Annotated in this window: 20 protein-coding genes; 12 read left to right on the top strand and 8 right to left on the bottom strand. The window is 58.5% G+C overall.

What is annotated here, in order from left to right; translation table 11 throughout:
- Positions 1 to 116: 116 nt before the first annotated feature.
- Positions 117 to 938, bottom strand: a complete 822-nt coding sequence (locus HPQ64_RS12660) for a capsular polysaccharide export protein, LipB/KpsS family (protein ID WP_343036039.1) — start codon at positions 936 to 938, stop codon at positions 117 to 119.
- On the opposite strand from HPQ64_RS12660, the gene HPQ64_RS20715 reads away from it, so the two are divergent.
- Positions 822 to 1127 (top strand): hypothetical protein, encoded by a 306-nt coding sequence (locus HPQ64_RS20715; protein ID WP_172888866.1) that lies wholly within the window; start codon positions 822 to 824, stop codon positions 1125 to 1127. The genes HPQ64_RS12660 and HPQ64_RS20715 overlap by 117 nt on opposite strands.
- Before the next feature lie 79 nt (positions 1128 to 1206).
- Here the strand turns inward: HPQ64_RS20715 and HPQ64_RS12670 are convergent, their stop codons facing one another.
- From HPQ64_RS12670 to HPQ64_RS12695, 6 genes are all read right to left on the bottom strand, one after another.
- Positions 1207 to 2541, bottom strand: coding sequence for a KpsE/RkpR family capsule polysaccharide export protein (locus tag HPQ64_RS12670; RefSeq protein WP_172888867.1), 1335 nt, complete (start codon positions 2539 to 2541; stop codon positions 1207 to 1209).
- Positions 2542 to 2554: 13 nt separating this feature from the next.
- Positions 2555 to 3214, bottom strand: a complete 660-nt coding sequence (locus tag HPQ64_RS12675; protein WP_172888868.1) for an ABC transporter ATP-binding protein — start codon at positions 3212 to 3214, stop codon at positions 2555 to 2557.
- Complete coding sequence (locus tag HPQ64_RS12680; RefSeq protein ID WP_172888869.1) at positions 3211 to 3987, bottom strand: ABC transporter permease; 777 nt, start codon at positions 3985 to 3987, stop codon at positions 3211 to 3213. The genes HPQ64_RS12675 and HPQ64_RS12680 overlap by 4 nt, the downstream gene beginning before the upstream one ends.
- A gap of 114 nt (positions 3988 to 4101) precedes the next feature.
- Complete coding sequence (locus tag HPQ64_RS12685; RefSeq protein WP_172888870.1) at positions 4102 to 4422, bottom strand: hypothetical protein; 321 nt, start codon at positions 4420 to 4422, stop codon at positions 4102 to 4104.
- A 49-nt stretch (positions 4423 to 4471) separates the two neighbouring features.
- Positions 4472 to 5107: a L,D-transpeptidase gene (locus tag HPQ64_RS12690; RefSeq protein WP_343036040.1), complete on the bottom strand. Its 636-nt coding sequence runs from the start codon at positions 5105 to 5107 to the stop codon at positions 4472 to 4474.
- 71 nt (positions 5108 to 5178) lie between these two features.
- Entirely contained in the window at positions 5179 to 6141 is a 963-nt protein-coding gene (locus HPQ64_RS12695) for an ABC transporter substrate-binding protein (protein ID WP_172888872.1), read from the bottom strand.
- A 226-nt stretch (positions 6142 to 6367) separates the two neighbouring features.
- Here HPQ64_RS12695 and HPQ64_RS12700 point away from each other — a divergent pair, with 226 nt between their 5' ends.
- The 3 genes from HPQ64_RS12700 (at position 6368) to HPQ64_RS12710 (ending at position 11008) form a co-directional block, all read left to right on the top strand.
- Positions 6368 to 7990, top strand: coding sequence for an ABC transporter substrate-binding protein (locus HPQ64_RS12700; protein WP_172888873.1), 1623 nt, complete (start codon positions 6368 to 6370; stop codon positions 7988 to 7990).
- A gap of 13 nt (positions 7991 to 8003) precedes the next feature.
- Positions 8004 to 10469, top strand: a complete 2466-nt coding sequence (locus HPQ64_RS12705; protein ID WP_172888874.1) for an adenylate/guanylate cyclase domain-containing protein — start codon at positions 8004 to 8006, stop codon at positions 10467 to 10469.
- Between the two features lie 236 nt (positions 10470 to 10705).
- Positions 10706 to 11008 (top strand): PilZ domain-containing protein, encoded by a 303-nt coding sequence (locus HPQ64_RS12710; protein ID WP_172888875.1) that lies wholly within the window; start codon positions 10706 to 10708, stop codon positions 11006 to 11008.
- 53 nt (positions 11009 to 11061) lie between these two features.
- Here HPQ64_RS12710 and HPQ64_RS12715 read toward each other — a convergent pair whose 3' ends face one another.
- Positions 11062 to 12183 carry a 5-methyltetrahydropteroyltriglutamate--homocysteine S-methyltransferase gene (locus HPQ64_RS12715; RefSeq protein ID WP_172888876.1) on the bottom strand — a complete coding sequence of 374 codons (1122 nt, stop codon included), beginning with the start codon at positions 12181 to 12183 and terminating at the stop codon, positions 11062 to 11064.
- Positions 12184 to 12364: 181 nt separating this feature from the next.
- On the opposite strand from HPQ64_RS12715, the gene HPQ64_RS12720 reads away from it, so the two are divergent.
- The 8 genes from HPQ64_RS12720 to HPQ64_RS12755 all read left to right on the top strand — a co-directional run bounded on the left by HPQ64_RS12720 (position 12365) and on the right by HPQ64_RS12755 (position 23959).
- Positions 12365 to 13411 (top strand): aromatic ring-hydroxylating dioxygenase subunit alpha, encoded by a 1047-nt coding sequence (locus HPQ64_RS12720; RefSeq protein ID WP_172888877.1) that lies wholly within the window; start codon positions 12365 to 12367, stop codon positions 13409 to 13411.
- 9 nt (positions 13412 to 13420) lie between these two features.
- Positions 13421 to 14164 carry a GntR family transcriptional regulator gene (locus HPQ64_RS12725; RefSeq protein WP_172888878.1) on the top strand — a complete coding sequence of 248 codons (744 nt, stop codon included), beginning with the start codon at positions 13421 to 13423 and terminating at the stop codon, positions 14162 to 14164.
- 25 nt (positions 14165 to 14189) lie between these two features.
- Positions 14190 to 15161, top strand: coding sequence for a PDR/VanB family oxidoreductase (locus HPQ64_RS12730; RefSeq protein WP_172888879.1), 972 nt, complete (start codon positions 14190 to 14192; stop codon positions 15159 to 15161).
- Positions 15162 to 15205: 44 nt separating this feature from the next.
- A complete protein-coding gene (locus tag HPQ64_RS12735; RefSeq protein WP_172888880.1) occupies positions 15206 to 16237 on the top strand; it encodes a TRAP transporter substrate-binding protein in 1032 nt (343 codons plus the stop codon).
- 168 nt (positions 16238 to 16405) lie between these two features.
- Entirely contained in the window at positions 16406 to 19627 is a 3222-nt protein-coding gene (locus HPQ64_RS12740; RefSeq protein ID WP_172888881.1) for a reductive dehalogenase, read from the top strand.
- Positions 19628 to 19782: 155 nt separating this feature from the next.
- Complete coding sequence (locus HPQ64_RS12745) at positions 19783 to 21192, top strand: mannose-1-phosphate guanylyltransferase/mannose-6-phosphate isomerase (protein ID WP_172888882.1); 1410 nt, start codon at positions 19783 to 19785, stop codon at positions 21190 to 21192.
- Between the two features lie 67 nt (positions 21193 to 21259).
- A complete protein-coding gene (locus HPQ64_RS12750) occupies positions 21260 to 22759 on the top strand; it encodes a phosphomannomutase/phosphoglucomutase (RefSeq protein WP_172888883.1) in 1500 nt (499 codons plus the stop codon).
- Positions 22760 to 22765: 6 nt separating this feature from the next.
- The gene (locus tag HPQ64_RS12755; protein ID WP_172888884.1) at positions 22766 to 23959 is read left to right on the top strand and encodes an AGE family epimerase/isomerase; all 1194 of its coding nucleotides are present in this window, start codon (positions 22766 to 22768) and stop codon (positions 23957 to 23959) included.
- Positions 23960 to 24047: the final 88 nt, after the last annotated feature.

The raw sequence follows: 24047 nt of genomic DNA on the forward strand, positions 1-24047 counted from the left end.
CAGTGAGTTCTGTTTAATCCCCAATTAATGATGATGGACGCTTCATATTTCTATTTTCTTTGCTTATATGTAAGCGTTGAGCTTTACGAACGATGGTAATTTAAAAGAATATTTTACTATGGAATGTCAATAAAATATCCGGGTCGTAAATATCGTGAGACATCAGTATTTGAATTGTAAGTCGGATATCCAACCAACGCCGCATGAATCAAATCTTCGATATCAATGCGCTTGCGCTCTGCCGGAGGTGAGATTTCATCCTCCGTCATGCCCCAGCCGGCGTAAAACGGCATGCCGAAGGTGCGCACGGGCTTGCCCCAGATCAAGGCTTCAAAGCCGATCTGGGACGTGACGGTGTAGACCTTCCTGGCGCGCTCGATCAACCGGACTGGGTGGACCCTGTCGGCGATGAGCAGGATATTTCGCGAGCGGCCCGCAATATCCATGGAGAAATATCCCGATTTTTTGCCGTCCAGTACATCGGGGTGGGTTTTGACGACGACATGGGAGTTCGGGTTCTCGTGAATGGCGGCATTGAGCATGGTCTCGAATGAAGCTGCGCTCGCGGCTCCATAAAGGATCGAACTGTCGTTGCGGGTCTGATCCGCGACAAGAACATAATCGTCTGGAAGTTCGCCGCTGAATTCGGGATGGCAATTGTATTTGGAAACCCGCGCCTCGCGCCATTTGGTGGCGATGCGTCGTGCTTCCTCATCTTGCGAGCTCGTGTTTTGCTGAGAGATCAATCTTTCAAGCCGGGATGGGCGGTTGCAATCGTAATAAATACCCAGATCATCGACCACGATCGACAGCGGGGGTTCGTGATTGCCAAGGCCGTGGGAGCGCAGGAAACCATCCTCAAGCCTCCAGACCCTTGCACCGGTTCGCGCCGCGATGCGGTCAGCCCTAAGTCCGCTTGGCTTGCGTCCCCAGCCGATCCGGATTGCGCCTTTGTGCCGTTTGAAGCGCCAGTCCCGCCGAACCGGGCCGCGCAGAAACTTCTCAAGCAGGTTCCGTTGTATCCACAAGCCGTAATCCGCGACGTCTACCGCGAATATATGCTGATCGTCATCGGGAAGTGGCAAGACCAGGCACCAATGCTTCTTCGGCAACCGCCGGAACGTTGAAAACCGGAACGCTGAAAATATGAACCTCGGAATGGTTGCGCGGACTGAGTGCGGACAAACCGTGCGGTCAGGCCGAAGGTCAGGATCGATCCCGAATGTTATAGTAGACCATTACGCATATGCCCCAAGCGGCTAGCAAACCTAAAAATACGAGAAGCGATGTCATGCCTCTTTCGGGATATTGCGCTTCCTGAGACAAGGTCGGCTTTTGAAACACCGCAAGATAGGTTTGTTTCGCGTCAGCTTCAGCGCGCGCCTTTTCAAGGCTGGAAAGCGCAGCGGTATAAAGCCGTTCCGCGAATTCCCGTTCCAGTTCGAGTTCCTCGTAACTCGCAATTCTGTTGGAGATCGTACGTCCAGCCGAACTGTCACTGCCTTCATTGGTACGACCGTCGCCAAGGCGCTGTCGCTCTGCAGCGATCTGTTCCTTCAAGCTTTCGATTTGCCTTTGCAGAATGCGGACCTGCGGGGAACTCGGATCGAGATACTGACTGAGCGTCTTGAGTTCCGCCTGGTTCTTCGTCAGCTCCTGCTCGAGCGTGCCGATCAGTTCGATGGTGATCTTCGCATTTTCGAGCGGGCTAATTTCCTGCGTGGCCTCACGATAGGCAAGGAGTTCCTTTCGAAACACTTTTAGGCGCGCTTCCGCGCGGGCGACCTCCTGCCTGGCGAGCCTGAGGGATTCGCGATGGGAATCTTCCGAAAGCCGGTTTACGAGAATATCGCTGTTTTCGACAATCTTACCCGTGATTGCCTGGGCATCTTTGGCCGTAAATGCCCGTGCGTTGACAAAAATAAGGCCCGAAGTGGAATCGAAATCCACATCGACCATGTCGTTCCAGTAGTCGACTTTTTCCTCGATCGACAGGTCATCTCCCATTCGGAAAAACCAATCTGCATCTCGATGGTTGAAGGCCGACACAATATCGATTTCCCTGGCGACATCCTCCACGACGGCCTGGCTTTGAAGGTAATCGTTGATGATGTAGCTATCGGAGACGTTCGTCGCGCCACCACCCTGGACGACCAGGCCGAGCAGGTCCGTCGCACCTGTGCTTTCCACACTTCGTACGGCGAAGGCGGCCCTGCTGTGATACTGATCTGCCGCAAAAAGGAACATGTATAGAGCTGTTACAATCGATGGAATGACAACAGCCAGGAGGAAGCTTAGCGAGACGATCCGGTGGCGCAATGGCTTGCGCGTGCGATGCGCTCTTCTCGCCGAGGACGGGTCCCGGGTAAACTGCGCCGGGTCGAGGCCGGCATCCTTCAAGCGTAAGGAAATTGCATTTCCTGCCACAACCGCGAGATTGCGGCCGCCCTGGAGTCGCTGTGCGGTACGGACCGTGCGAGGCTTCGCACCGGAGTCACCCAATTCGCCCGCGTTTGAAGATTTAGGCGGCTGCGCCTTCATGAATGATTTCCCGTTAGCGAATCGACAGCGTTCTGTTGTGAAATTCTATCGCTTCTTCAATGTTTTCGAAAAACGTCAATTTTCCGTCTTCGAGCACCAGTGCCCTGTCGCAATAGTTTCGGATTGCGCTTGTCTGGTGCGATACCATGATGACGTCGGAATTGGATAGCTTATCAGTGAAGACTTCCTGACATTTTCGTTTGAAGTTGACGTCTCCAACGGCAAGCGTTTCGTCGATCAGATAATAGTCGAATTGAATTCCCATGCTGATACCGAATGCCAGGCGCGCCTTCATGCCGGAGGAATAGCCGCTCACCGGCTTGCGAAACTGATCGCCAAGTTCGGCGAATTCCTCAACGTATTCGGTCAGTTCTTCGGTATCTACTCCATAGATGCGTGCAACGAAACGCACATTCTGCTCGCCCGTTAAAGAGCCGGCGAAACTTCCGGCAAATCCCAAAGGCCATGAAACCTTGGCTTCGCGCCGCACGCGTCCCTTGTCGGGCTGAATAATTCCGGCAATGAGACGCAGGAGGGTCGATTTTCCCGCGCCGTTGCGGCCGAGAAGGCCTATGCTTTGTCCCCGCTCGATGGTGTAGGAGACGTCGCGCACCACATAGTGTGTGGTACGTCCCGACTTGAATCCCTTTGTGACACGCTCAAGGCGGATCATGCAACTTCCCGAAGCTTTGCTTTAAAGGCCGATGTTATCAGCAGACCGGTGAAAAGCGCTGCGATCGCGATTCCGATTAGCCAGGCTTCATCCACGAACGCGGCACGATAAGATGGATAAATTCCGCGCCTGAACCAACCGATAATATGCGAAACCGGATTCCAGAGAAGATAGTCCTGGTAGGGATGTGGAATTGATTCCGGTAAGAAAAACACTCCTGAGACAATAAAGAGTGGGCGGTTTATTATATTGAATACCTGTTGATATACTTCGCTCATCCGAAAGAGGACCGAATTCAGCATGCCAATACCAACGCCCAAGGTGATAGCGACGAGGCTGGCTGTAATGAGGGACTGGAAGTCGAGCGAATGCAGGGGCGTGATGAAAACCGCGATTCCCGAAAAAATCAGGACGCATACAGCCAACTGCGTCCCGCCTTGCAGTGCCGCCCGCGCAACGAACGTATCGAAAGGCGAGACTATCGGATAATTTAGAAGAGCCCGATTGGATTTCGCGGCCTGACTGACCTGATCCGTCATCGACCGGTAAATCCAAAAAGCCATATAGCCGCTTGCATAAAACAGGACGAAACTCCTGCCAATCGGAGGAGAATGGGCAATCGCGGAAAATACGATTGACATCAAGGCAATGAAGGCGACCGGATCGACGATCGCCCATATATAACCGCCGATCTTGTTACCATAACGTGTCGTCATCTCGCGGATAACGAGAGCGGCGATGACCCGGAAATGTGTTCGCAGCGCGGCGCTCATAAGCCTTGATGTATCAGATACGAAAAAGATTCGCTTCTGATACCCAATTACGGCGAACGAAAATAGGGTGCCCACGCAACACGTCGCTATTAATGTCGAGTGCGGGTGGTGGGGTCAGGCCCGTTCCAGCGATGTCACAACGCCGTCTTCGCCGATCGCGCAGGTCGCCTGCTGGCCGTCCATGGAAAGATCCACGAGATACCCGCCATCGCCGCCCGGTCTTGAGGACACGGGCAGGATCTTGTCGCTTGAGACGTCAAAACGCGTTGCCGCTTCCGAAGCGCAGGTGAGCTGAAGTGCTGCCGGTGCGGTCGCCTCCGATGTGCGCACGACCGGGCTCGTTGGTGTGGAAGAATTGCTGGTGGAACAACCTGCGAGAGCCACCGGAAATCCAAGTGCGAAAAAGAATGCGGCATGGGGCTTCAACGAGTTCATCGGGCCGGGGTCCTCTGGTGGTTGACTGGATTGTCGTGGAAGGCCGGTCTTAAACGCCGCGATAAAGTGCGGCTCCCTGCATCAAGACGATCACCTTTGCGCCGATCTCGACACGGTTATAAAGGTCGGTGACGTCATCGTTGTTCATGCGTATGCAGCCTGACGAGATGTTGAGGCCGATCGACCAGGGCTGGTTCGTGCCGTGGATGCGGTAGATCGTGTCCTGATTGCCCTCGTAGAGGTAAAGCGCCCTGGCGCCGAGTGGATTTTCCGGCCCACCCGGCATGCCATCCTTGTATTGGGCGGCCTTGGGATCGCGCTCGATCATTTCCGCCGGTGGCGTCCACGTAGGCCATTCCTGCTTCCGCCCGACCTTGACAATGCCGGCCCAGCCGAAGCCGTCCTTGCCCACGCCGATGCCGTATCGGATCGCCTGGAAATCCGGCAGTACATAGTAGAGGAAGTGTTTGTCGCCATCGATGATAATGGTGCCGGGTTTTTCCGCGGTCCTGAAATCCACGATCCGGCGCTGGAATTCTTCCGGGGCCTGACCGTGGGCGCGGTAGTATTTAACCGCCTGGCGCGGATCGTAGGTGACCCATGTGCGCGTCGCGGGATCGAATATCTGCGTTTCCAGCGCCTGCGCGAGTGCCGCACACGCGCAAAAGACAGCGATCAACGCCACGACCGGCGAGCGAAGCGGAAGCTTTTGCCGGGGGATGAGGATATTTAGTCTCGACGCGATACTTTGAGCACTCACTTCATCCACTCCTCGATACGATCGCCGTTTGCCTCGATCCATGATTGCGCAACGTCTTGCGGAGATTTTCCTTCGACGACGACCGCGTAGCTCATCGCGGTCGTGTCTGACGGCTCGAAGGAAATCCGGTTCAGAAATTTGGCCACCCCGGGCATGTCCCTTTCGAGATGCGCCGCGTAGCCGATATGGAAATGTGATCCGTCCCAAGCGGTATCCGCTCTGGATTTTTCCAGCCACTGCGGATCGTCCGCGCGCTTGACGATGTTCCAGCGCGCGGCGTCGTAGGCGGGCTCTTCCAGCTTCACGATGTCATGAAGCTCAAAGACGTGATGCGGCCCGTAGCAATAGAAGACGACCGGACGGCCGGTGGCAACTGCCGCGTCGACCGCAGCCATCGCCACGTCCTCCGGCATTTCCAGCAAGTTCATGGTCCGGTGGTAGCCGTAGCTGTGGGCCCGGATCATTTCGATCTCCGTGGATGACCACGTCTTCGCACCAATCCAGATTTCGCCCTTGCCGTCGCCGTCGCTATCGAATTTGACGGCGATGTCCGGGTTGGTAAGGTCGGCAACGGCCTTGATACCCGTATCGGCCGCCGTGGATTTTGTGACGCAAATATTTTGCGTCGCGTTCACGCCGTTCGGGCTGAGCCGCAACGAGCCTTCATTCCCGCTCATTCGCTCTACGATCTGGGAGAGGTTGGGCAGCCAGATTTCGGGATGAACGTCAATATCGCCGGAGCCGATCTCGCCGAGGATGGTCAGTGTTCCTTGTTCCTGAAGGTCCGTTTCGATACCGAGCGTGTCCCTGACGGACATGGCGATGATGTTGGCGGTTACCTTGGCCGAAGGCCAGGCGGGGACGCCAATGACCAGTTTTTCGGCTTGTGCGGATGGAGAAAATGCCAGAAAACAAGAAAAAACAGTCGCTTGCACAGCGGTACTTAAGATTGATTTCATAGTTTTCGAAGCCTTATCCAGCGTTTTGTGAAAAACAAACACGGAGTTTCCATTTCATACGCTACGGGAGATAATATCGATTACATTTCGCATTATTAATGCTGATCATGGCGAAAATGCTCGTAGATTGTTCACCTGATGGTGTCTTGCCCGGCAGGTGGTCTTCTTTCGGCGTCAGGAGGAAGCCGGAGCACAAAAACAGGGGAGGGCCGTGCGGAAGTACCGATTGACGAAAAGGAACGTTTGCCGGTTGGCCGGCATGGCCTTTACGGCACTACTCGCGATACTGGTCATCGCGCCGGCCGCCTGGGCGATGGAAAGCGGTTCGCAGTTTTTGCGCCTGGGGATAGATGCCGCCGACCTTGGCACGGGGGACCCGCATCGTGCGGCTTCGCGTAACGACCGTGCGGTTGTCGATATGATCTTCAACGGGCTGTTGCGTTACAGGCCCGGCGAGGCACCGCAAATCGAGCCGGATATCGCGACATCCATTCCAGTGCCGAAGATTGCCGGTGGTAAGCAGGTCTGGCGCTTCGAATTGCGCCGGGACGTCATGTGCCATCCCGGCCCTCAGACGGAAGGATACCGGCTCACGGCTGACGACGTCGTTTTTTCGCTGCGGCGGGCGGCCGATCCCGATGTTTCGTCCTATGCGGGCGATTATGAAGGCATGACGGTAACAAAGGTCGATGATTTCACCGTCGATGTAACATTCGATACGCCGCTTTCTTCCATATTGTTCTTTCCGAAGGTCGCGGACTATGCCGGTGGTTTCATCGTCTGCAAGCAGGCGGTGGAATCCCTTGGGGATCATGGCTTTGCGACGCATCCCGTCGGAACCGGGCCTTTCGTCTTCAATGGCCGGGTCGCGGGCGAGCGTATAATGCTTGCGGCGAACGAGCGCTATTTTCGCGAGCGGCCGCTGCTTGACGGAGTGGAAGTCCGCTATCTCCCGAAATTCGAGGAGCGTGACCGGCTGCTGCGGGACGGCGAACTCGATGTGATCTTCGGCTCGGAAAAGCCCGACTGGTTTTCCGCGATTTCAAATCACGGGCCGATCACGGTGGATGTCTTCGGCGTCGGTCAGGTCATCACGATGCATTTCAATTTGGGTCGGCCTCCGCTTGACGATATTCGCGTGCGCAAGGCGCTGGCACATGCGGTCGATCGCGATGTTTTCCGCGCCCTTTTCGCCGAAGGCGTTGTCGAGAACGTTTATTCGCCGGTGCCTGTGGAATTCCTTCCAGGTGGATTGTCGCGGGAAGAAGTCGCCGGACTTCGGCTTGACTATCCTCATGATCCGGAAAAGGCGCGAGGCCTGCTTGCTGAAGCCGGATACGAGGATGGCTTCAAGCTCAAACTCGCGACGTCGGAGCGTGGCCACTACCTCGCCAATTACGAGAGCCTGCGCGACCAGTTGGCGGCAGTCGGCGTCGATATCGAGCTTGAGGTCGTGGAGCACCGGGAGATGCATCGGCGCATCCGGGAGGATGAGAACGCAATCGTCATCTATGTGGCGTGGCGTCCGAATGCGGATGTGTTTCTCACCCGGTTCTTTCATTCGGATTCGACTGTCGTGACCGGCGAAAGCCCCGATACGAACTTTTCGCATTATGACGGGATCGACCGGCTGATCGAGACCGCGCGAAGCACCCGCGATCCAGCCGCACAGGTGCGTATCTGGAAGCAGGCGCAGGTGAAGCTCCTGTCCGATGCCGCGGCCTACCCGCTGCACTACGTGAACCTTGTCTATGCCCGGCGCAAGAATGTCGACTATGGCCATCCGCTGAAGGCGGCATTGGCGCTTTATCCGCAGTTCACCGAAACGACCCGGTTCAAGGACCGATAAGTGCGAGGGCTCCATGAAAATCTCCAGCAAGATTTTATGGGCGACCTTGCCTTTGCTGTTTGCCGCCTTCGCCACCGCAAGCGGGATCACCTACTACCTGTCGCGCGAGGCGTTGCGTGAAATCGCCGAAGAGTGGCTCGAAACACGCGGGCAGGAAGCTCTGCAGGCGGCGGAAAGCCAGGCCGAATTTCTCAAGGCTTATTCGCTCGATACGGTGGAGGCCAGCGTGCGCCAGGCGCAAAGCGATGCCGCGGCGATCATGGCGTCCATAGACATCGGCCAGGAAGGTTTCATCCTTGTCATGGATGGATCGGGGCGGATCGCCCATGCGCCGGACCCCGGCCTCATAGGCGAGGAAGTGGGCGCGCAGCCCTGGTTCGCGCAGATGGTCTCCCGGGAAAGTGGCCGGATCAGCTACAGTTTCGGCGGGCGGAGATATCTGGGCAGCTTCCATTACTTCGAACCGTGGCAATGGTATGTCGTCGCGACAGATCCGGAAAGCGAGGTCTACGGCGCGGTCAACCGACTTGGCACCTACGTCCTGATCCTCGGTATCGCCGGTTCCGTCATCATTGCTATCGTCCTGATGTCGCTGACGCGGCGCCTGACCGCGCCGCTGGCCGAACTGGTGCAAGGGGCGGAGCGCGTCGGGCGGGGTGAGTTGGACACCACGATCCCGGTTCGCACGCGCGATGAGGTCGGGTTGCTGGCGCGCTCCTTCAACGACATGACGGATGAACTGCGCGTGCTTTACAGCCGGTTGGAGGAGCGGCTGACCACCGTCGTTTCGAATGCCCCGATCATCCTGTTCGCGCTCGATGCGAAAGGGGCGCTCACCCTTCTGGAGGGCAAGGGCCTCGATACGCTCGGCCTCGATCCGCAAGGGGCGGTCGGTCGCCCCTTGTCCAGTGTATTCGCCAATTCGCCTGAAATCCTGTCGGCGGCCGAAGCCGCGCGGCGTGGTGGGACAGTCAGTTCGGTTGCAGCACTGCACGATCAGATCTTCGAGGTCTGGTGCGCACCGCATACCGGCCCTCAAGGTGAGGCGAATGGCGTGATCGGCGTTGCCACGGATGTGACGGAGCGGGTGCTGGCGCAGGAAAAGCTGCGACGGCAGGCGGATTACCTCACAGCCCTCAACGAGACGACACTTGGCATCATCAGCCGCCTCGACCTTGATGAACTGTTGCAGGCGATCGTCACGCGGGCGGGCGAGATGCTGGATGCGTCCCATGGCTATGTCTATCTGGCCGATGAGACCGAGGCCGCAATTCGCCGGCGGATCGGGGTTGGCGTCTATGGGGAGACGGTCGGCTACGAGCTGCAGCCCGGGCAGGGGGTGGCTGGAAAGGTATGGGAGGCCGGGGCCCCGGTTGTCGTCAACGATTACGCCACATGGCCGGACCGGGTTCCGAACCCCAGACACGACGGCTTGATCCGCGCGGTGATCGGCGTTCCCCTGAAATCCGGCACGCGGGTCACCGGCGTGCTTGGCATGGCCTATGACACGAATACGGATCGTAATTTCGGCGAGGAGGAAGCCGCTATCCTTTCCCGCTTCGCCGAACTGGCGTCCATCTCGCTGGAAAATGCCCGGCTTTACGCCTCAGCCCAGGAGGCGCTGCGCCAGGCGGAAGAGGCGAACGAACGCGTGCTGGAACAGAACCGGATGCTAGAGTCACTCTCGACCAAGCTTTCCAAATACCTTTCCCCGCAGGTCTATTCGTCAATCTTTACCGGAAGCCAGAGCGTCGAGATTTCCGCCAAGCGCAAGAAGCTGACGGTTTTTTTCTCCGATATCGCGGGTTTCACCGAGACGGCCGACAAAATGGAATCGGAGGATCTGACCCAGCTTCTGAATCATTACCTCACTGAAATGTCGCGAATTGCGCTCGCTCATGGCGCGACGATCGACAAATACGTCGGCGATGCCATCGTGATTTTCTTCGGCGATCCGGAAACGCGCGGCGTTCGCGAGGATGCGCTGAATTGCGTGAAAATGGCGATCGCCATGCGCGGCCGCATGCGTGAGCTGACCGAGGTGTGGCGCGCCTCTGGAATAGAAAGTCCGCTCAGGTGCCGGATCGGCATCAACACAGGCTATTGCACGGTTGGAAATTTCGGCAGCGAAGACCGTATGGACTACACCATCATCGGCGGCGGCGTGAACCTTGCCGCGCGTCTTGAGACCAGCGCCGAGCCAGGTGAAATCCTTATTTCCTATGAAACCTTCGCGCATGTGAAGGACGAAATTCATTGCGAGGAGCGAGGCCAAATTACCGTCAAGGGACTTGCATATCCGGTCATGACCTATCGTGTTGTCGACAGCTATGAGGTGCTTGGCGCGAAGGCACGCCAACTGCGCGAGGAAATGCCCAATATGAGGCTCGATCTCGATGCGGGGTCGATGTCCGCCGATCAAAGAGTGCAGGCTGTCGCAATCTTGAAGAAAGCATTGGATGAGCTGTCTGAGAAGTAGTTCTTGTCAGCCGGAATTTCTTGAGTGCACCTGAATGCCAACGGATGTACGCCCATCTTTTGGTTTGGCTGAGAAAATAATCTTGATGTCATTATATCTTCTACTTAAATTAGAGAGGGTTTTTATTTAGAGTAAGATAGATTTATAGGTAATAATTACAGGGAAATAGAATTTAACTTTACGTAGAGAAATGTTTGATAGCTTTAAAAGCAGTCGTGTTTCATTGTCGAAGGTATATGGCCATGGCCGAAGGGGCGAATGCCGGGCTCGAGGCTCGCAAGATTCCTCGTGCCGATTGCGAAATTGCGGGAAAAATTATCGACGGTGCCCGGGAAATCGACTGCGTGATCGAAAACCTGAGTGTTACCGGCTGCGGAATTCGAACCGAAAAGCCACTTGAGATTTCCGGCGCGTTCTCGCTGTCGATCCCTCAGTCCGATACCCGGCTTTACTCTGTCATCGTTTGGGCGGAAGGCTGCAAATATGGGCTGAAGTTCCTGCATCCCAAATCGCAGCAAGAAATCGAACTCGTAGAGTGAGGTAGGGGGCGCGAGATCGCTCGCGCCCTTATCGCTACTGCTGGTGCCGGCGGTCAGGCCGCGACACCGCCCCAGATGGCTTCCGCCGTCTTGACGACGAGTTCCAGCTTGCGGCGCTGGTCGTCGTAGGTGACAAGGTTGCCTTCTTCCGTCGAGGCGAAGCCGCATTGCGGAGCAATGCCGAGCTGATCGATGTCGGCGAACTTCGAAGCTTCCTCGAAATGCCTCTTGAGATCGTCCAGATCTTCCAGTTCGCCGGTTTTCGTGGTGATGAAACCCGGCAGGACGCGCTGTTTGCCCTTGGCGAGGAGGCGTAAGGGTTCGAGCCCGCCGGCGCGTTCGGTGTCGTATTCCATGAAGAAAATGTCGACGCCCGTCTTGTTGAAGACGGCATCCGCCGCAGGGTCGTAACCGCCTTCCGCGGCATAGGTGGAGCGGAAGTTGCCTCGGCACATGTGCATGCCTATGAGCATGTCGTCCGGCCGGTCCTTGATCGCTTCATGCATCATCCAGGCGTAACGGTCGATCAGCCAGTCGGGATCGAAGCCCTGCTCCTTTTTATCGGCGCGGTGCTTCGGGTCGCACAAATAGGCGAAGAAGATATCGTCCATCTGCAGGTAGCGGCAGCCGGCGTCATAGAACGTTTGCACCGCCTTCTTGTAGGTCGCGGCAATGTCGGCCGTCAGCACTTCGACGTCCTTGTATTCCGCAGGGGCGATGTCGGCGGGGGCTGTGCGGAAGTGGCACACGCTCGGGCCCGGTATCGAGATCTTCGGCGTCACTTTCGTCACGCCCGCCAGGAACCTGAAATGCTCCACATGCGGGTGATCGGCCGGGAAGTCGAGCTTTCCCTTGATCGTCGGGTAGGTCGGGCGCAGTTTCACCCCATGAAATTGAACGCCTTCGTCCCGTTCCTCCAGTTCGTATCCCGTGAGCCCGCCCAGGAAGTCATAGTGCCACCAGGAGCGGCGGTATTCTCCGTCTGTAACGGCAAGCAGCCCGATGTCCTCCTGCAACTTCACGACGTCGCGGATGGCGTCGTCCTCGGTGGCCTTGAGTTCTTCGGCTGACATAGTCTTGTCTTCGAAATGCTTCTTTCGCGCCGTCCTCACGCTTTCGGGGCGAAGCAGGCTGCCGACGTGGTCGGCGCGGTAGGGCGGCTTCGGAACGGTCATATCTCTTTCCTCCCGATCGTTTTCATTCAGTGTCGCAAGCAGGCGCAATGCGGGGCGAGCGGATGCGTCATTTGAACCGCAGTTTCGCCGATACGGCGGCGCCTTGCAATTGGTTGGTACAGAATGTATACAGTTAGTATCTCGTAAAGACAATCGGCTGGTCGAACCGGGAGGACCGGTGATGGAAGATCGCAGCTTTCCGTTGAACGCATGGTATGCTGCCGCGTGGGACGTCGAGGTCAGGCGCAACCTTCTGGCACGCAAGATCTGCGGAAAACCGGTTGTTATGTACCGAAAGCAGGATGGTTCGGCTGTAGCTTTGGCCGACGCCTGCTGGCATCGGTTGCTTCCGCTCTCAAAGGGGGAGCTTCATGGCGACAACGTCATCTGCGGATATCATGGTTTGGAATTCGATGATACAGGCCGGTGTGTATACATGCCGTCACAGGACACCATCAATCCGTCCGCATGTGTGACCAGCTTCCCTGTTGTCGAGCGGCATCGCTTTGTCTGGATCTGGCCGGGTGATCCCGCTCTTGCCGATCCGGATCTCGTGCCGGACATGCATTGGAACGACGATCCGGAATGGGCGGCGGACGGCAAGGTCATCCACGTCAAATGCAACTACCGGCTGGTCATCGACAATTTGATGGACCTCACGCACGAAACCTACGTGCACGGTTCGTCGATCGGTAATCGCGCCGTCGCCGAGGCGCCTTTCACCGTGACCCATGGTGATGGCCGGGCGACCGTAACGCGCTGGATGACGGACATCGACCCGCCGCCGTTCTGGCGCGCGCAGCTTGGCAAGCCCGGCAATGTCGACCGCTGGCAGATCATCAATTTCGAGGCTCCGGCAACGATCGCGATCGACGTCGGCGTGGCTCCCGCGGGAACGGGCGCTCCGGACGGCGATCGCTCGCAAGGTGTGAACGGCTTCGTTCTAAACACGATCACGCCGGAAACGGAATCCACCTGCCATTATTTCTGGGCGTTCGCCCGTAATTATCGGCTTGGCGAACAGGCGCGCACGCATGAGCTCCGGGAAGGGGTTGCGACGATCTTCCGCGAGGATGAATTGATCCTCGAAGCCCAGCAGAAGGCGATTGAGGAAAACCCCGACCACGTATTCTACAACCTCAATATCGATGCGGGCTCCATGTGGGCGCGCAAGCTTATCGACCGGATGATCGATCAGGAAAATGCCGCGAAAGCCGCCGCCGAATAGGAGATTGCGATGGCGCAACGCAGTGTGAGCGAAAAGGCGTCTTCCCAGACGCTGAAGGCCGTGCTCGGGATCCGTGAGCTTGTCTTCTCCGGTGAGGTTTCGCCGGGCGAACGCCTGTCGGAAGTCAACCTTTCGGCACGGCTCGGCCTGTCGCGCACGCCGGTCCGTGCAGGCCTAGCCCGCCTTGAGCAGGAAGGCATTCTGGAGCTGATCCCTTCCGGCGGCTATACGGTTCGCTCCTTCACCGAAGCCGATATCGTGGACGCGATCGAGCTTCGCGGCGTGCTCGAGGGAACGGCGGCGCGGCTCGCCGCCGAACGCGGTATTTCGCCGTCTCGCCTTGCCTCGATGAAGGCGATCCTTGCCGAAATCGATAAGGTGGTCAGCGGCCCGGACGATGCGTTCGACTTTCCGCGCTATGCGGAGATGAATGCCGAATTCCATGACCTTCTGAAGGTGCTCTCTGGGAGCGATATCATCTCCCGCGAGATCGACCGGGTGATGCGCCTTCCGTTCGCAGGCCCGAGCGCGTTCTTGAACGCGCAGCCGGATATCCCGGCTTTTCGCACCTCGCTTGTCGTTGGCCAAGCCCAGCACAGGGCGATTGCCCACGCAATCGAAATGCGCGAGGGGGCAAGAGCCGAAGCGGTCGCGCGTGAGCACTCGCGCCTTGCGCGGCAGAATCTGGACTTCGTCATGGACGATCACAAACTCATGGCGCAGGTTCCGGGGCTGATGCTCGTTTCCGGGTAAGAAGAGACGAGGGAGGACCGTGGTGATGAAGGGCAGGCGGGAATGGCGAAATGCCGTCGTCACACGTGCTCAAGCGATAGCGGATGGCATCAGGCTGATCGAACTCTCGGTTGAAGGCGGGCTTCCGCCCTTTGAGCCGGGCTCGCATGTCTCCGTCGAAGTCATGGTCGACGGCATGCCCGCCATCCGCTCCTATACATGCGTCTCAAGTGATGCCGGCCACATCCGGCTTGCGGTGAAGCGCCATGAGCACAGCCGCGGCGGGTCGCGCTTCATGTGGACGCTCATTGAAGGTGCGAAGCTGCGCGTCACCGTGCCTGAAAACCGATTCGCTCTGTCCTGGCGCGCGTCGTCCTATCTGCTGATCGCGGGCGGCATCGGCATCACCCCGATCTATGGGATGGCGAAGGCGCTGAGCGAGCGGGGAAAGCCTGCCCGCCTCGCCTACGCCGCGTCCACGCGCGGCGAACTCGCGTTTGCCGATGAGCTCGCGGACGTGATGGGTGAGAGCGCCGAATTCTTTATCTCCGGAGAGGGGCGGCGCATTGACCTTGCCGCCGAGTTTGCCGGGTTGCCGCCAAATGGCGAAGCCTACATCTGCGGCCCGCTCGGCATGCTGAACGCGGCAAAGGCGGAATGGGCGAAGACCGGCAGGCCGCCGAGCAGGCTGCGTTTCGAGGTGTTCGGAGATTCAGGCGAAAAACCGGAAGCACCCTTCAGCGTCGAGGTCGCGGGACTTGGCAAGCGCGTGGATGTCTCTCCAGATCAGTCCCTGCTCGATGCGCTCAACGCCGCGGGTGTGGATATGATCTGGGACTGCCTTCGCGGCGAATGCGGTCTTTGCGCGGTCGAAATCGTCAAGCTCGATGGAGAGCTTGACCATCGTGACGTATTCTTCTCCGATGAGGAGAAGCAAGAGCAACGCAGGATGTGCACTTGCGTGTCGCGGCTGGCGGGAGGAAGCGCCGTCATTGATACAGGCTACAGGAAACCCTGACCGGGAAAGTAACGAACGATAATGATCCGATGGGAGGAAAAATCATGAAGAAACTGACGCTACTGCTCGCGGCCGCAGCCGCAGGTATTGCCATATCGGCGAACGCTTACGCCCAGGAAGTGACGCTGCGCCTTCACCAGATGCTACCGCCGCAGGCGACCATTCCCGCCAAGGCGCTTGAGCCGTGGGCGGCCAAGGTGATGGAAGAATCGAACGGGCGCATCAAGGTCGAGCACTATCCCTCCATGCAACTCGGCGGCAAGCCGCCGTCGCTCTACGATCAGGCGCGCGATGGCGTCGTCGACCTCATATGGACGGTTATCGGCTACACGCCGGGCCGTTTTCCCTCAACGGAAGTATTCGAGCTTCCGTTCATGGTGACGACCGGCGAGGCGACCTCCAAGGCGTTCCATGAATATTGCGAAGAACACTGCCAGGATGAGTTCCAGGGTGTGAAAGTGATCGCCTGGCACACGCATGGACCAGGCCTCATTCACTCCAAGCAGCCTGTCCAGAAGCTAGAGGACCTGAACGGGCTCAAGTTGCGCGGCGCAACCCGCGTCATCAACCAGATGCTCGAAAAGCTGGGCGCAACGCCCATAGGCATGCCCGTTCCCGCCGTTCCGGAATCGCTTTCCAAGGGTGTCATTGACGGTGCGACGATCCCCTGGGAGGTGACGGTGCCGCTCAAGATCTCCGAGCTTGTCGACAACCATACGGGATTTGACGGCGAGCACGGCCTTTATGCGGCGACCTTCGTCTTCGCCATGAACCAGTCGTCCTACGACAATCTTCCCGCCGACCTGAAGAAGGTGATCGACAACAATTCGGGCATCGAGACCGCGGGGCTGTTCGGTAAGGCGATGGATGAAGGCGATGTCAAAGGCCTGGAAATCGCGAAGGAAGCCGGCGACAACATCTATATGCTCGCCGGAGAAGAGAAGCAGCGTTTCGAAGATGCCGCGACTCCGCTCATCGACGCATGGGCGGCGGAAATGGACAATGCCGGCAAGGACGGCAAGGCGCTCGTAGAACAGGCCCGCTCGCTGATAAAGAAATACAGCGGCGGTTCCTAAGAGCCTGATCGGTGCGGATCATGAGGCGGCGGAGGAAACTTCGCCGCCTTCATTTGTTGGTGACCGCGCCATGTCCGCCTTTAACAGGGGCATCCATTCTGCTGAGATACCGAACGATCTGTTCAATAGTAAATCCAACGCCGAAGTTGGCTGATCGCGAGCGGCAATATGGGATTTCGTTTTTTTTCCGATAAACACAGGCCCGTACATATGGGCCCCTATCCGCTTGAGCGCCTGCGCCGCCGCGAGACGCCTGCCGGTTTTGACAATATTCCGCCTTTCAGGCCCGTCTCTTTCGTCCGTCCGCATGCGCCGGCCTCCATAGTCAACGCCATGCGCGACTACCAGGCGATGCTGGATGCGATCCGCGACGGGCTGGTCAACAAGGTCAGGGCGGAGTGCCCGGACGACCGCCAGGAGCGTTCCGATCATCTGAAGGCTTTCGGGTATTTCTCCGATGCCTCGATGGTGGGTATCTGCGAACTGCCGGGTGAGGTGGTGCTTCGCGAGCCTTACTACAATCCCGGCGTGGAGAAACTGGCCGAAGACCTCCGCACGAAGCAGACCAAGACGCTTGCTTCCGGCATCGACATGATCATGGCTGATCTGAAGGAGTCCATGGAAGCCCCGCCGACGACGATCGACGGACAGACGCATGCGATCGTGTTCCTCTATGAATTTCCGCGCGATCCGAAAGCCGATGAACCGGGTGCGGACTGGATCATGGATGCGCAGGAAGCGCGCGCCTGCCTTAGAGCATCCGAAACGGCTGTCGTCATCGCCAATTATCTGAGGCTGCTCGGATACGATGCCCGTGCTCATACCGGTACATCGTCGGATGTGGACCTCAACCGCCTCACCGTTGCAGCGGGCCTTGCAAGCTGCGAGGCGGGCAAACTCGTAAATCCCTATATCGGAAGCCGGTTCGGCATTGCCGCCGTGACCACGCAATTCGAGCTTGCGGCGGACAAGCCGCTGGCTGGCCTTGCCGACCAACCATGGTTTTCGGCCAAAGGGCCGGCATGGTGGACGGGCAAGGGTTTTTCCAAGAATGCCTTCAATCGTGAGCCTTTCTCCGGCCGGCGTTTCGTAGACGGTGAGCATCCGTTCGAAAAGCTGAAGCGGGTGGAAAAGCCGACGACCTTCATCGACGAGGAGCGTGTCGCCCGGGTTCCGAAGCGCACGGACATGTTCGCGCGCGCCCAGTTCGGCGATATGGGCAAGGCCGTTCAGGAAGGCGCGAAGAACGGGCATTACGCGCGCAAATCCGCCCCGTCGATGGCGCAGCGCCGCGCGCTGGGCGCCTTCGTTCTTCTGCAGGACGGAGATCCTGAAACGGATATTGCGCGCGATGATCGCGATCCGGTGCGGGACGCGGAAAGGATCAAGGCGGCAAGCTACTTCCTCGGTGTCGACGCCGTCGGAATCTCGCGCTGTCCGGATTGGGCCTGGTATTCCCATGACGCAGTGGGAGAACCCATCGACCCGCCGCACGATCAGGCGATATCCATGATCATCGACCAGGGTTACGAGACCATGGAGGGCGCCTCGGGCGACGACTGGATTTCGGTTGCCCAGTCCATGCGTGCTTACTTGCGGTTTTCCCTGCTTGGTGGGGTGATTGCCAAACAGATCCGCAATCTCGGCTACAAGGCGAAGGCGCATACCGTCCTCGATGGCGAGGTGTTGCAGCCGCCGCTCCTGCTCCTTTCCGGGCTCGGCGAGGTCAGCCGGATCGGTGAGGTGATCCTGAACCCCTATCTCGGCCCGCGCCTGAAATCCGGCGTGGTGACGACTGACCTTCCGCTTGCTCACGACAAGCCGATCGATTTCGGCATGCAGGCCTTTTGCGAAGCCTGCAACAAATGCGCGCGCGAATGCCCGTCCGGCGCTATCACGGCGGGGCCGAAGCTGATGTTCAACGGCTATGAGATCTGGAAGTCCGACAGCCAGAAATGCGCGACCTACCGCATCACCACGCAAGGCGGCGCGATGTGCGGCCGCTGCATGAAGACCTGCCCCTGGAACCTGGAAGGCCTTTTCGCGGAGCGTCCGTTCCGCTGGGCGGCGATGAATATTCCTTCCGCGGCGCCTTTTCTCGCGAAGCTTGACGATATGGCCGGCAATGGGGGGCTGAACCCGGTCAAGAAGTGGTGGTGGGATATCGAGATTTCCGAAGATGGCGGCTATCGCCCGGCGAAGGCGCCGGTCAACGCGCGCGACCTGCAGCGCGACCTCGCCCTGAAATACGAAGATCAGACGCTTGCCGTCTACCCCGCAAACCTCGCTCCACATCCATGGCCGTTTCCCTTTCCCATGGATCGGGAAAAGGGGATCGAGGCCTATCAGGCCCTGATAACGGTTGAAGAATACAAGGCGCGGCTTTCGCGGAGCGAAACGGACGGTTTGGCGCATGAATATCGCGTTGAAGGCGATGCGCCCGTCATCCGTGTGAAGGTGGCAAAGGCCGACCATATGACGGCGGATGTGGCCAAATACGATCTCGTATCGCTTGACGGTTCACCCCTGCCGGAATGGACGGCGGGCGCCCACATCGACATTGTGGTCGCGCCGGAGTACCTCCGGCAGTATTCGCTTTCTGGCGAACCGGCGGACCGCACGAAGTACCAGATCGGCGTCCTGCGCGAGGATATGGGGAAAGGCGGGTCGAAGCTCCTGCATCGCATCTTCACGGAAGGGCGGAAGATTTTCATCTCAAAGCCAATCAATCACTTCCTGCTCGACGAGACGGCGGCGAAGACGTTTCTGATGGGGGGCGGCATCGGCATCACGCCGATGATCGCCATGGCACACCGGCTTCATGCGCTGGGTGCAGATTTCGAGCTGCATTATTCGGCGAAATCCCGACAGACAGCGGGATATCTTGAAGACCTTGCGAAGTTCGACTGGTCGGACAAGGTGACACTGCATTTCTCCGACGAGGGAACGAGAGCCGATCTTGCTGCGATCCTGAAGGGTTACCGGCGAGGCTGGCATGTCTATTCCTGCGGGCCTGACCGCTACATGAGTTCCGTGATTGAGGCGGCGGAAAATGCCGGTTTTCCTGAAGAAGCGCGTCATCTTGAGTATTTCTCCGTCCCCGAACAGCCGGACTATGAAAACCATCCGTTCGTTCTGCGCCTTGCCAAATCCGGTGGGGAGATTGAAGTGCCGGCTGATATGACCGCCGCGGATGTCCTTGTCGAGAATGGCTATCCGGTCGACATCAAATGTTCGGACGGACTTTGTGGAGTTTGCCAGTGCGGCATCATATCCGGCGAGGTGGAGCACCGCGACTTCGTACTGTCCAGAAAGCAGCGCGAGACGACGATGATCCTATGCCAGTCGCGTGCGGCCGAAGCAGGCGGTGTCATTACAATCGAGCTTTGATCGGAAGTCCTGAAGCACCAGCTGCATGAGCGCGAAGCTCCGAGGCCCGCTGTATTTTGGCTTTCGGCGCGCGAGTTCGTATAAGCTCTCGAGGGTCACCTGGTGATTCATTCATTGCTACGAACCATTCTTCCCTCGAACCGGAGCAAGCAGACTTGAGCGCCATCATCCCTTGCATCTTGTCCGGTGGCGCTGGCTCCCGTTTGTGGCCCTTGTCGCGTCAGACAATGCCCAAGCAGTTCCTGCGCATCTTCGACGGCGAAAGCCTGTTTCAGAAAACGGTCGAGCGCGTGTCCGGGGAAGCGTTTTCCGCTCCGCTCGTGATTGCCAACGAGGCGCATCGTTTCATGGCTGGCGAGCAGCTTGCCGAAGCGGGCGTGGAACCGAGAGCGATCGTGCTGGAGCCTTTCGGGCGTAATACGGCGGCACCAGCCGCGCTTGCAGCGCTTATTGCCGCGGAGACCGCCCGGGACGCGCTTGTGCTTCTTCTGCCGTCCGATCATCTCATCCGGGATACGAATGCTTTCCTGAATGCGGTGGAGAGCGCGCGCCCTGCAGCCGAGGCGGGCCGCATCGTCACCTTCGGCATCACGCCGGACAGGGCACACACCGGCTACGGATACATCCGACTGGGCGAGGGGACGGATTGCGTTTTTGACGTCGCGGCTTTTATCGAAAAACCGGATAAAGCGCGAGCGCAAGCCTTTCTCGCATCCGGTGATCATGTCTGGAACTCCGGCATTTTCCTGTTTTCGGCCCGCACGATGCTGCGAGCATTCGAAAAGCATGCCCCCGGCGTGCTAGACGCCGTTCGAAGCGCTCATGAGAATGGGCGCGAAGACCTCGATTTTCTGCGGCTGGATGCGGACGCTTTCGCAAAGGCCGATAATATATCGATCGATTACGCGATCATGGAGCAGGCTGACAATATCGCCTGCGTGCCGATGGACCCGAACTGGAGCGATCTCGGTGCCTGGTCTGCGGTCTGGGAGATTCTGGACAAGGATGAAGCCGGAAACAGCACATTGGGCGAAGCGCTCTTCGTCGATGCGAGCGACAATCTCGTGGTTTCCGACGATGCCGTCGTTGCGATGGTGGGGTTGAGGGATGTCATGGTCGTCTCGACCAAAGACGCCGTGCTCGTCGCCGCGAAGGACAAGGCGGAAGACGTCAAGGCGATCGTCCAGCGGCTCGATAATGACAAGCGGCGGGAAACGCGGCGTCATCGTCGCGTATATCGGCCATGGGGCTGGCGCGAGGAAATCGCAGCCCATGCGCGTTACCACGTTCAGGAAATCGAAATTAAGCCTGGCAAGAGTCTCTCCTTGCAAAGCCATGTTCACCGTGCGGAACATTGGGTTGTGGTTTCGGGTACGCTGGAAATCGAGATCGAAGGCGCGAAGCGGTTTTTATCGGAGAACCAGTCGGCTTTCGTTCCGATCGGGGCGCACCACAGGCTCGCCAACCCCGGCCTCATTCCGGCGCGACTGATCGAGGTACAGTCAGGCGCACATATCAGCGAAGAGGACATTACCCGGCATGACGGCGGTGAAGGAGCTTCGTAAAATCTCCATATTGAGTGCCTAATTGCCAAACGGCTTCTTTTGTCCTTCCTCAACAGCAGGATCTTTCATGTTTCCAAAGCCCGTAGCCAAGCTTTCCGCCAACACCTATGCCTATGAAACCACGCCGCTGGTGAAGCCGACCGGCTTTCGCGAGTACGATGCGCGCTGGCTTTTCGAAAAGGAAATCAACCTGATGGGCATGCAGGCGCTGGGCCTCGGCGTCGGCACCTTGATGCATGAGCGGGGCGTGAGGCCGGATATCGTCGTCGGCCATGATTTCAGAAGCTATTCGGGCGCGATCAAGATGGCCGTCGTCAACGGCCTGATGGCGGCGGGCATCAAGGTTCACGATATCGGCCTTGCGCTTTCGCCGATGGCGTATTTCGCCCAGTTCGCGCTTGATGTTCCGGCGGTCGCCATGATCACCGCCTCGCACAACGACAACGGCTGGACCGGCGTGAAGATGGGCATCGATCGCCCGCTGACCTTCGGGCCGGACGAGATGGGTCGGTTGAAGGAGATCGTGCTGGGCGCGGAATATGTGACTCGCGACGGCGGCGGATATCGCTATGTCGAGAACTTTCCCGAAGTCTACATGAAGGATCTGACGGACAGAGCGAAATTCAAGCGGCCGATCAAGGTGGTCGCGGCCTGCGGCAACGGGACGGCCGGAGCCTTCGCGCCGAAGGTGCTGGAGGCGCTGGGCGCGGAGGTGATCCCGCTCGACTGCGAGCTCGATCATACCTTTCCGCGCTACAACCCGAACCCGGAAGACCTGAAGATGCTGCACGCGCTGCGTGACAAGGTGCTGGAGACGGGGGCGGAAGTAGGCCTCGGCTTTGACGGCGACGGTGACCGCTGCGGTGTTGTCGATAACGAGGGCGAGGAGATCTTCGCCGACAAGGTTGGCGTCATGCTGGCGCGCGATATCTCGGCACTTCATCCAGGCTGTACATTCGTTGCCGATGTGAAGTCTACAGGCCTGTTCAAGACGGATCCGGTACTTGTCGAAAACAAGGCGCTGACCGATTACTGGATTACGGGCCATTCCTACATGAAGCGGCGGGTAAACGAGCTTGGTGCTATCGTCGGTTTCGAGAAATCCGGACATTATTTCTTCAATGAACCGATCGGGCGCGGATATGACGACGGTCTTCTCTCGGCGCTGGCGGTGCTCGACATGCTGGACCGCAACCCGGACAAGACGATGGCCGATCTCCGCCGCGACCTGCCCAGGACCTGGGGCTCGCCGACCATGTCGCCCCATTGCGACGACGAGATCAAATACGAGGTGATCGAACGCGTCGTGGCGCGCTTTGAGGAGATGCAGGCAAACGGCGAAACGGTTGCTGGTCACAAAATTGCGGAACTGGTCACAGTAAACGGCGTTCGTGTTGTTGCCGATGACGGGACGTGGGGTCTGGTGCGCGCGTCCTCGAATAAGCCGGAACTGGTCGTCGTTGTGGAAAGCCCGGTGTCCGAGGCAAGGCTCAAGGAAATGTTCAAGGCGGTCGATACGGTTTTGCGCGAAAACCCGGAAGTCGGCGAATACAATCAGACGCTTTGAGGAAACATGAGCGAGGCTTGCGAGGACGAGGCGCGGCTGCTGCGGGACGCGGCGGAACGGCTGGCGAGATGGACCTGCGAAGAGGCGCTGCCGGTCTGGAGTGGAGCAGGGTTTCATGTTGAAAACGGCCGGTTTCTGGAGGCTCTGGACCCTGAAACCGGAGAACCGGCCGACAGGCCGGTCCGCGCCCGTGTTCCACCGCGCCAGATCTATTCGGTGATTGCCGGAGGAAGCCTCGGCTGGGGCGGAAATTGGCGGAAACTCGCCGGTGCCGCACTGGATCGTTATCTTGCCGATTTTTTTCAGGCCGGACCTCTGGCGATCAAGTCGGTCAACATGTCCGGAGAACCTGTCGACGAAGGCGTCGACATCTACGATCAAGCCTTTGCGCTTTTTGCGTTCGCGAACGTAGCAGAGGCAATGCCTTCAAGACGCGACGAGATGTCGGCCCGCGCAGCGTCCATCCTTACCGCAATGAGGGAGGACCTGTCGCATCCGATGGCCGGTTTCGAGGAAGCGAACCCGCGCAATCTTCCCCTACGTTCCAATCCGCACATGCATCTCTTCGAGGCAGCCCTTGCCTGGGAAGCGCTGGAGCCAGAGGGGCCCTGGAGAGAACTGGCGGACGAGATCGGAGGCCTTGCGCTGTCGAAATTTGTCGCTGCGGAAACAGGGGCTCTCAGGGAATTCTTCGACGGGGAGTTCAAGCCCGCGCCGGGCGAAGACGGACGGCGGGTGGAGCCGGGCCATCAATTCGAGTGGGCGTGGCTGCTTGCGCGCTGGGGACGATCACGCGGAAACGAAAATGCCTTAGCGGTTTCAAGGCGTTTGTTCGAAATCGGCGAGTGCTACGGCATCGATGAAAAACGCGGCGTCTGTGTGATGGCGATCGACGACGAATTCCAGGCCGTCGATCCAGTCGCGCGGCTCTGGGGTCAGACGGAATGGCTGAAAGCCGCGCTTTTGCTGGGCGAAATGAGTTCCGGGGCGGAGCGGAAGCGGTACCTCGCCTCTGCCGTGAAGGCGGTGGCGGCGATGGAGCGGTTTTTCGACGTTCCCGTCAGAGGGCTTTACCGCGACAGGATGCTCGCCGACGGAAGCTTCATTTTGGAGCCGGCGCCTGCAAGTTCGCTCTATCATGTCGTTTGCGCAATCGTAGAGCTCTGTAATCACAGCAGGAATCCGAACGAGCGCCATTGAGAATTCCAGACGCGGACAATTGATGGATTTCAGGGGTCAAAAAGGTTCCTGAGAAATCCGCAGCGGCGGCGCATCCCGAAACCGGGAC

Origin of the sequence: Hongsoonwoonella zoysiae (assembly GCF_013266695.1) — a bacterium.
In the GTDB taxonomy this organism is placed as follows: Bacteria; Pseudomonadota; Alphaproteobacteria; order Rhizobiales; family Stappiaceae; genus Hongsoonwoonella; species Hongsoonwoonella zoysiae.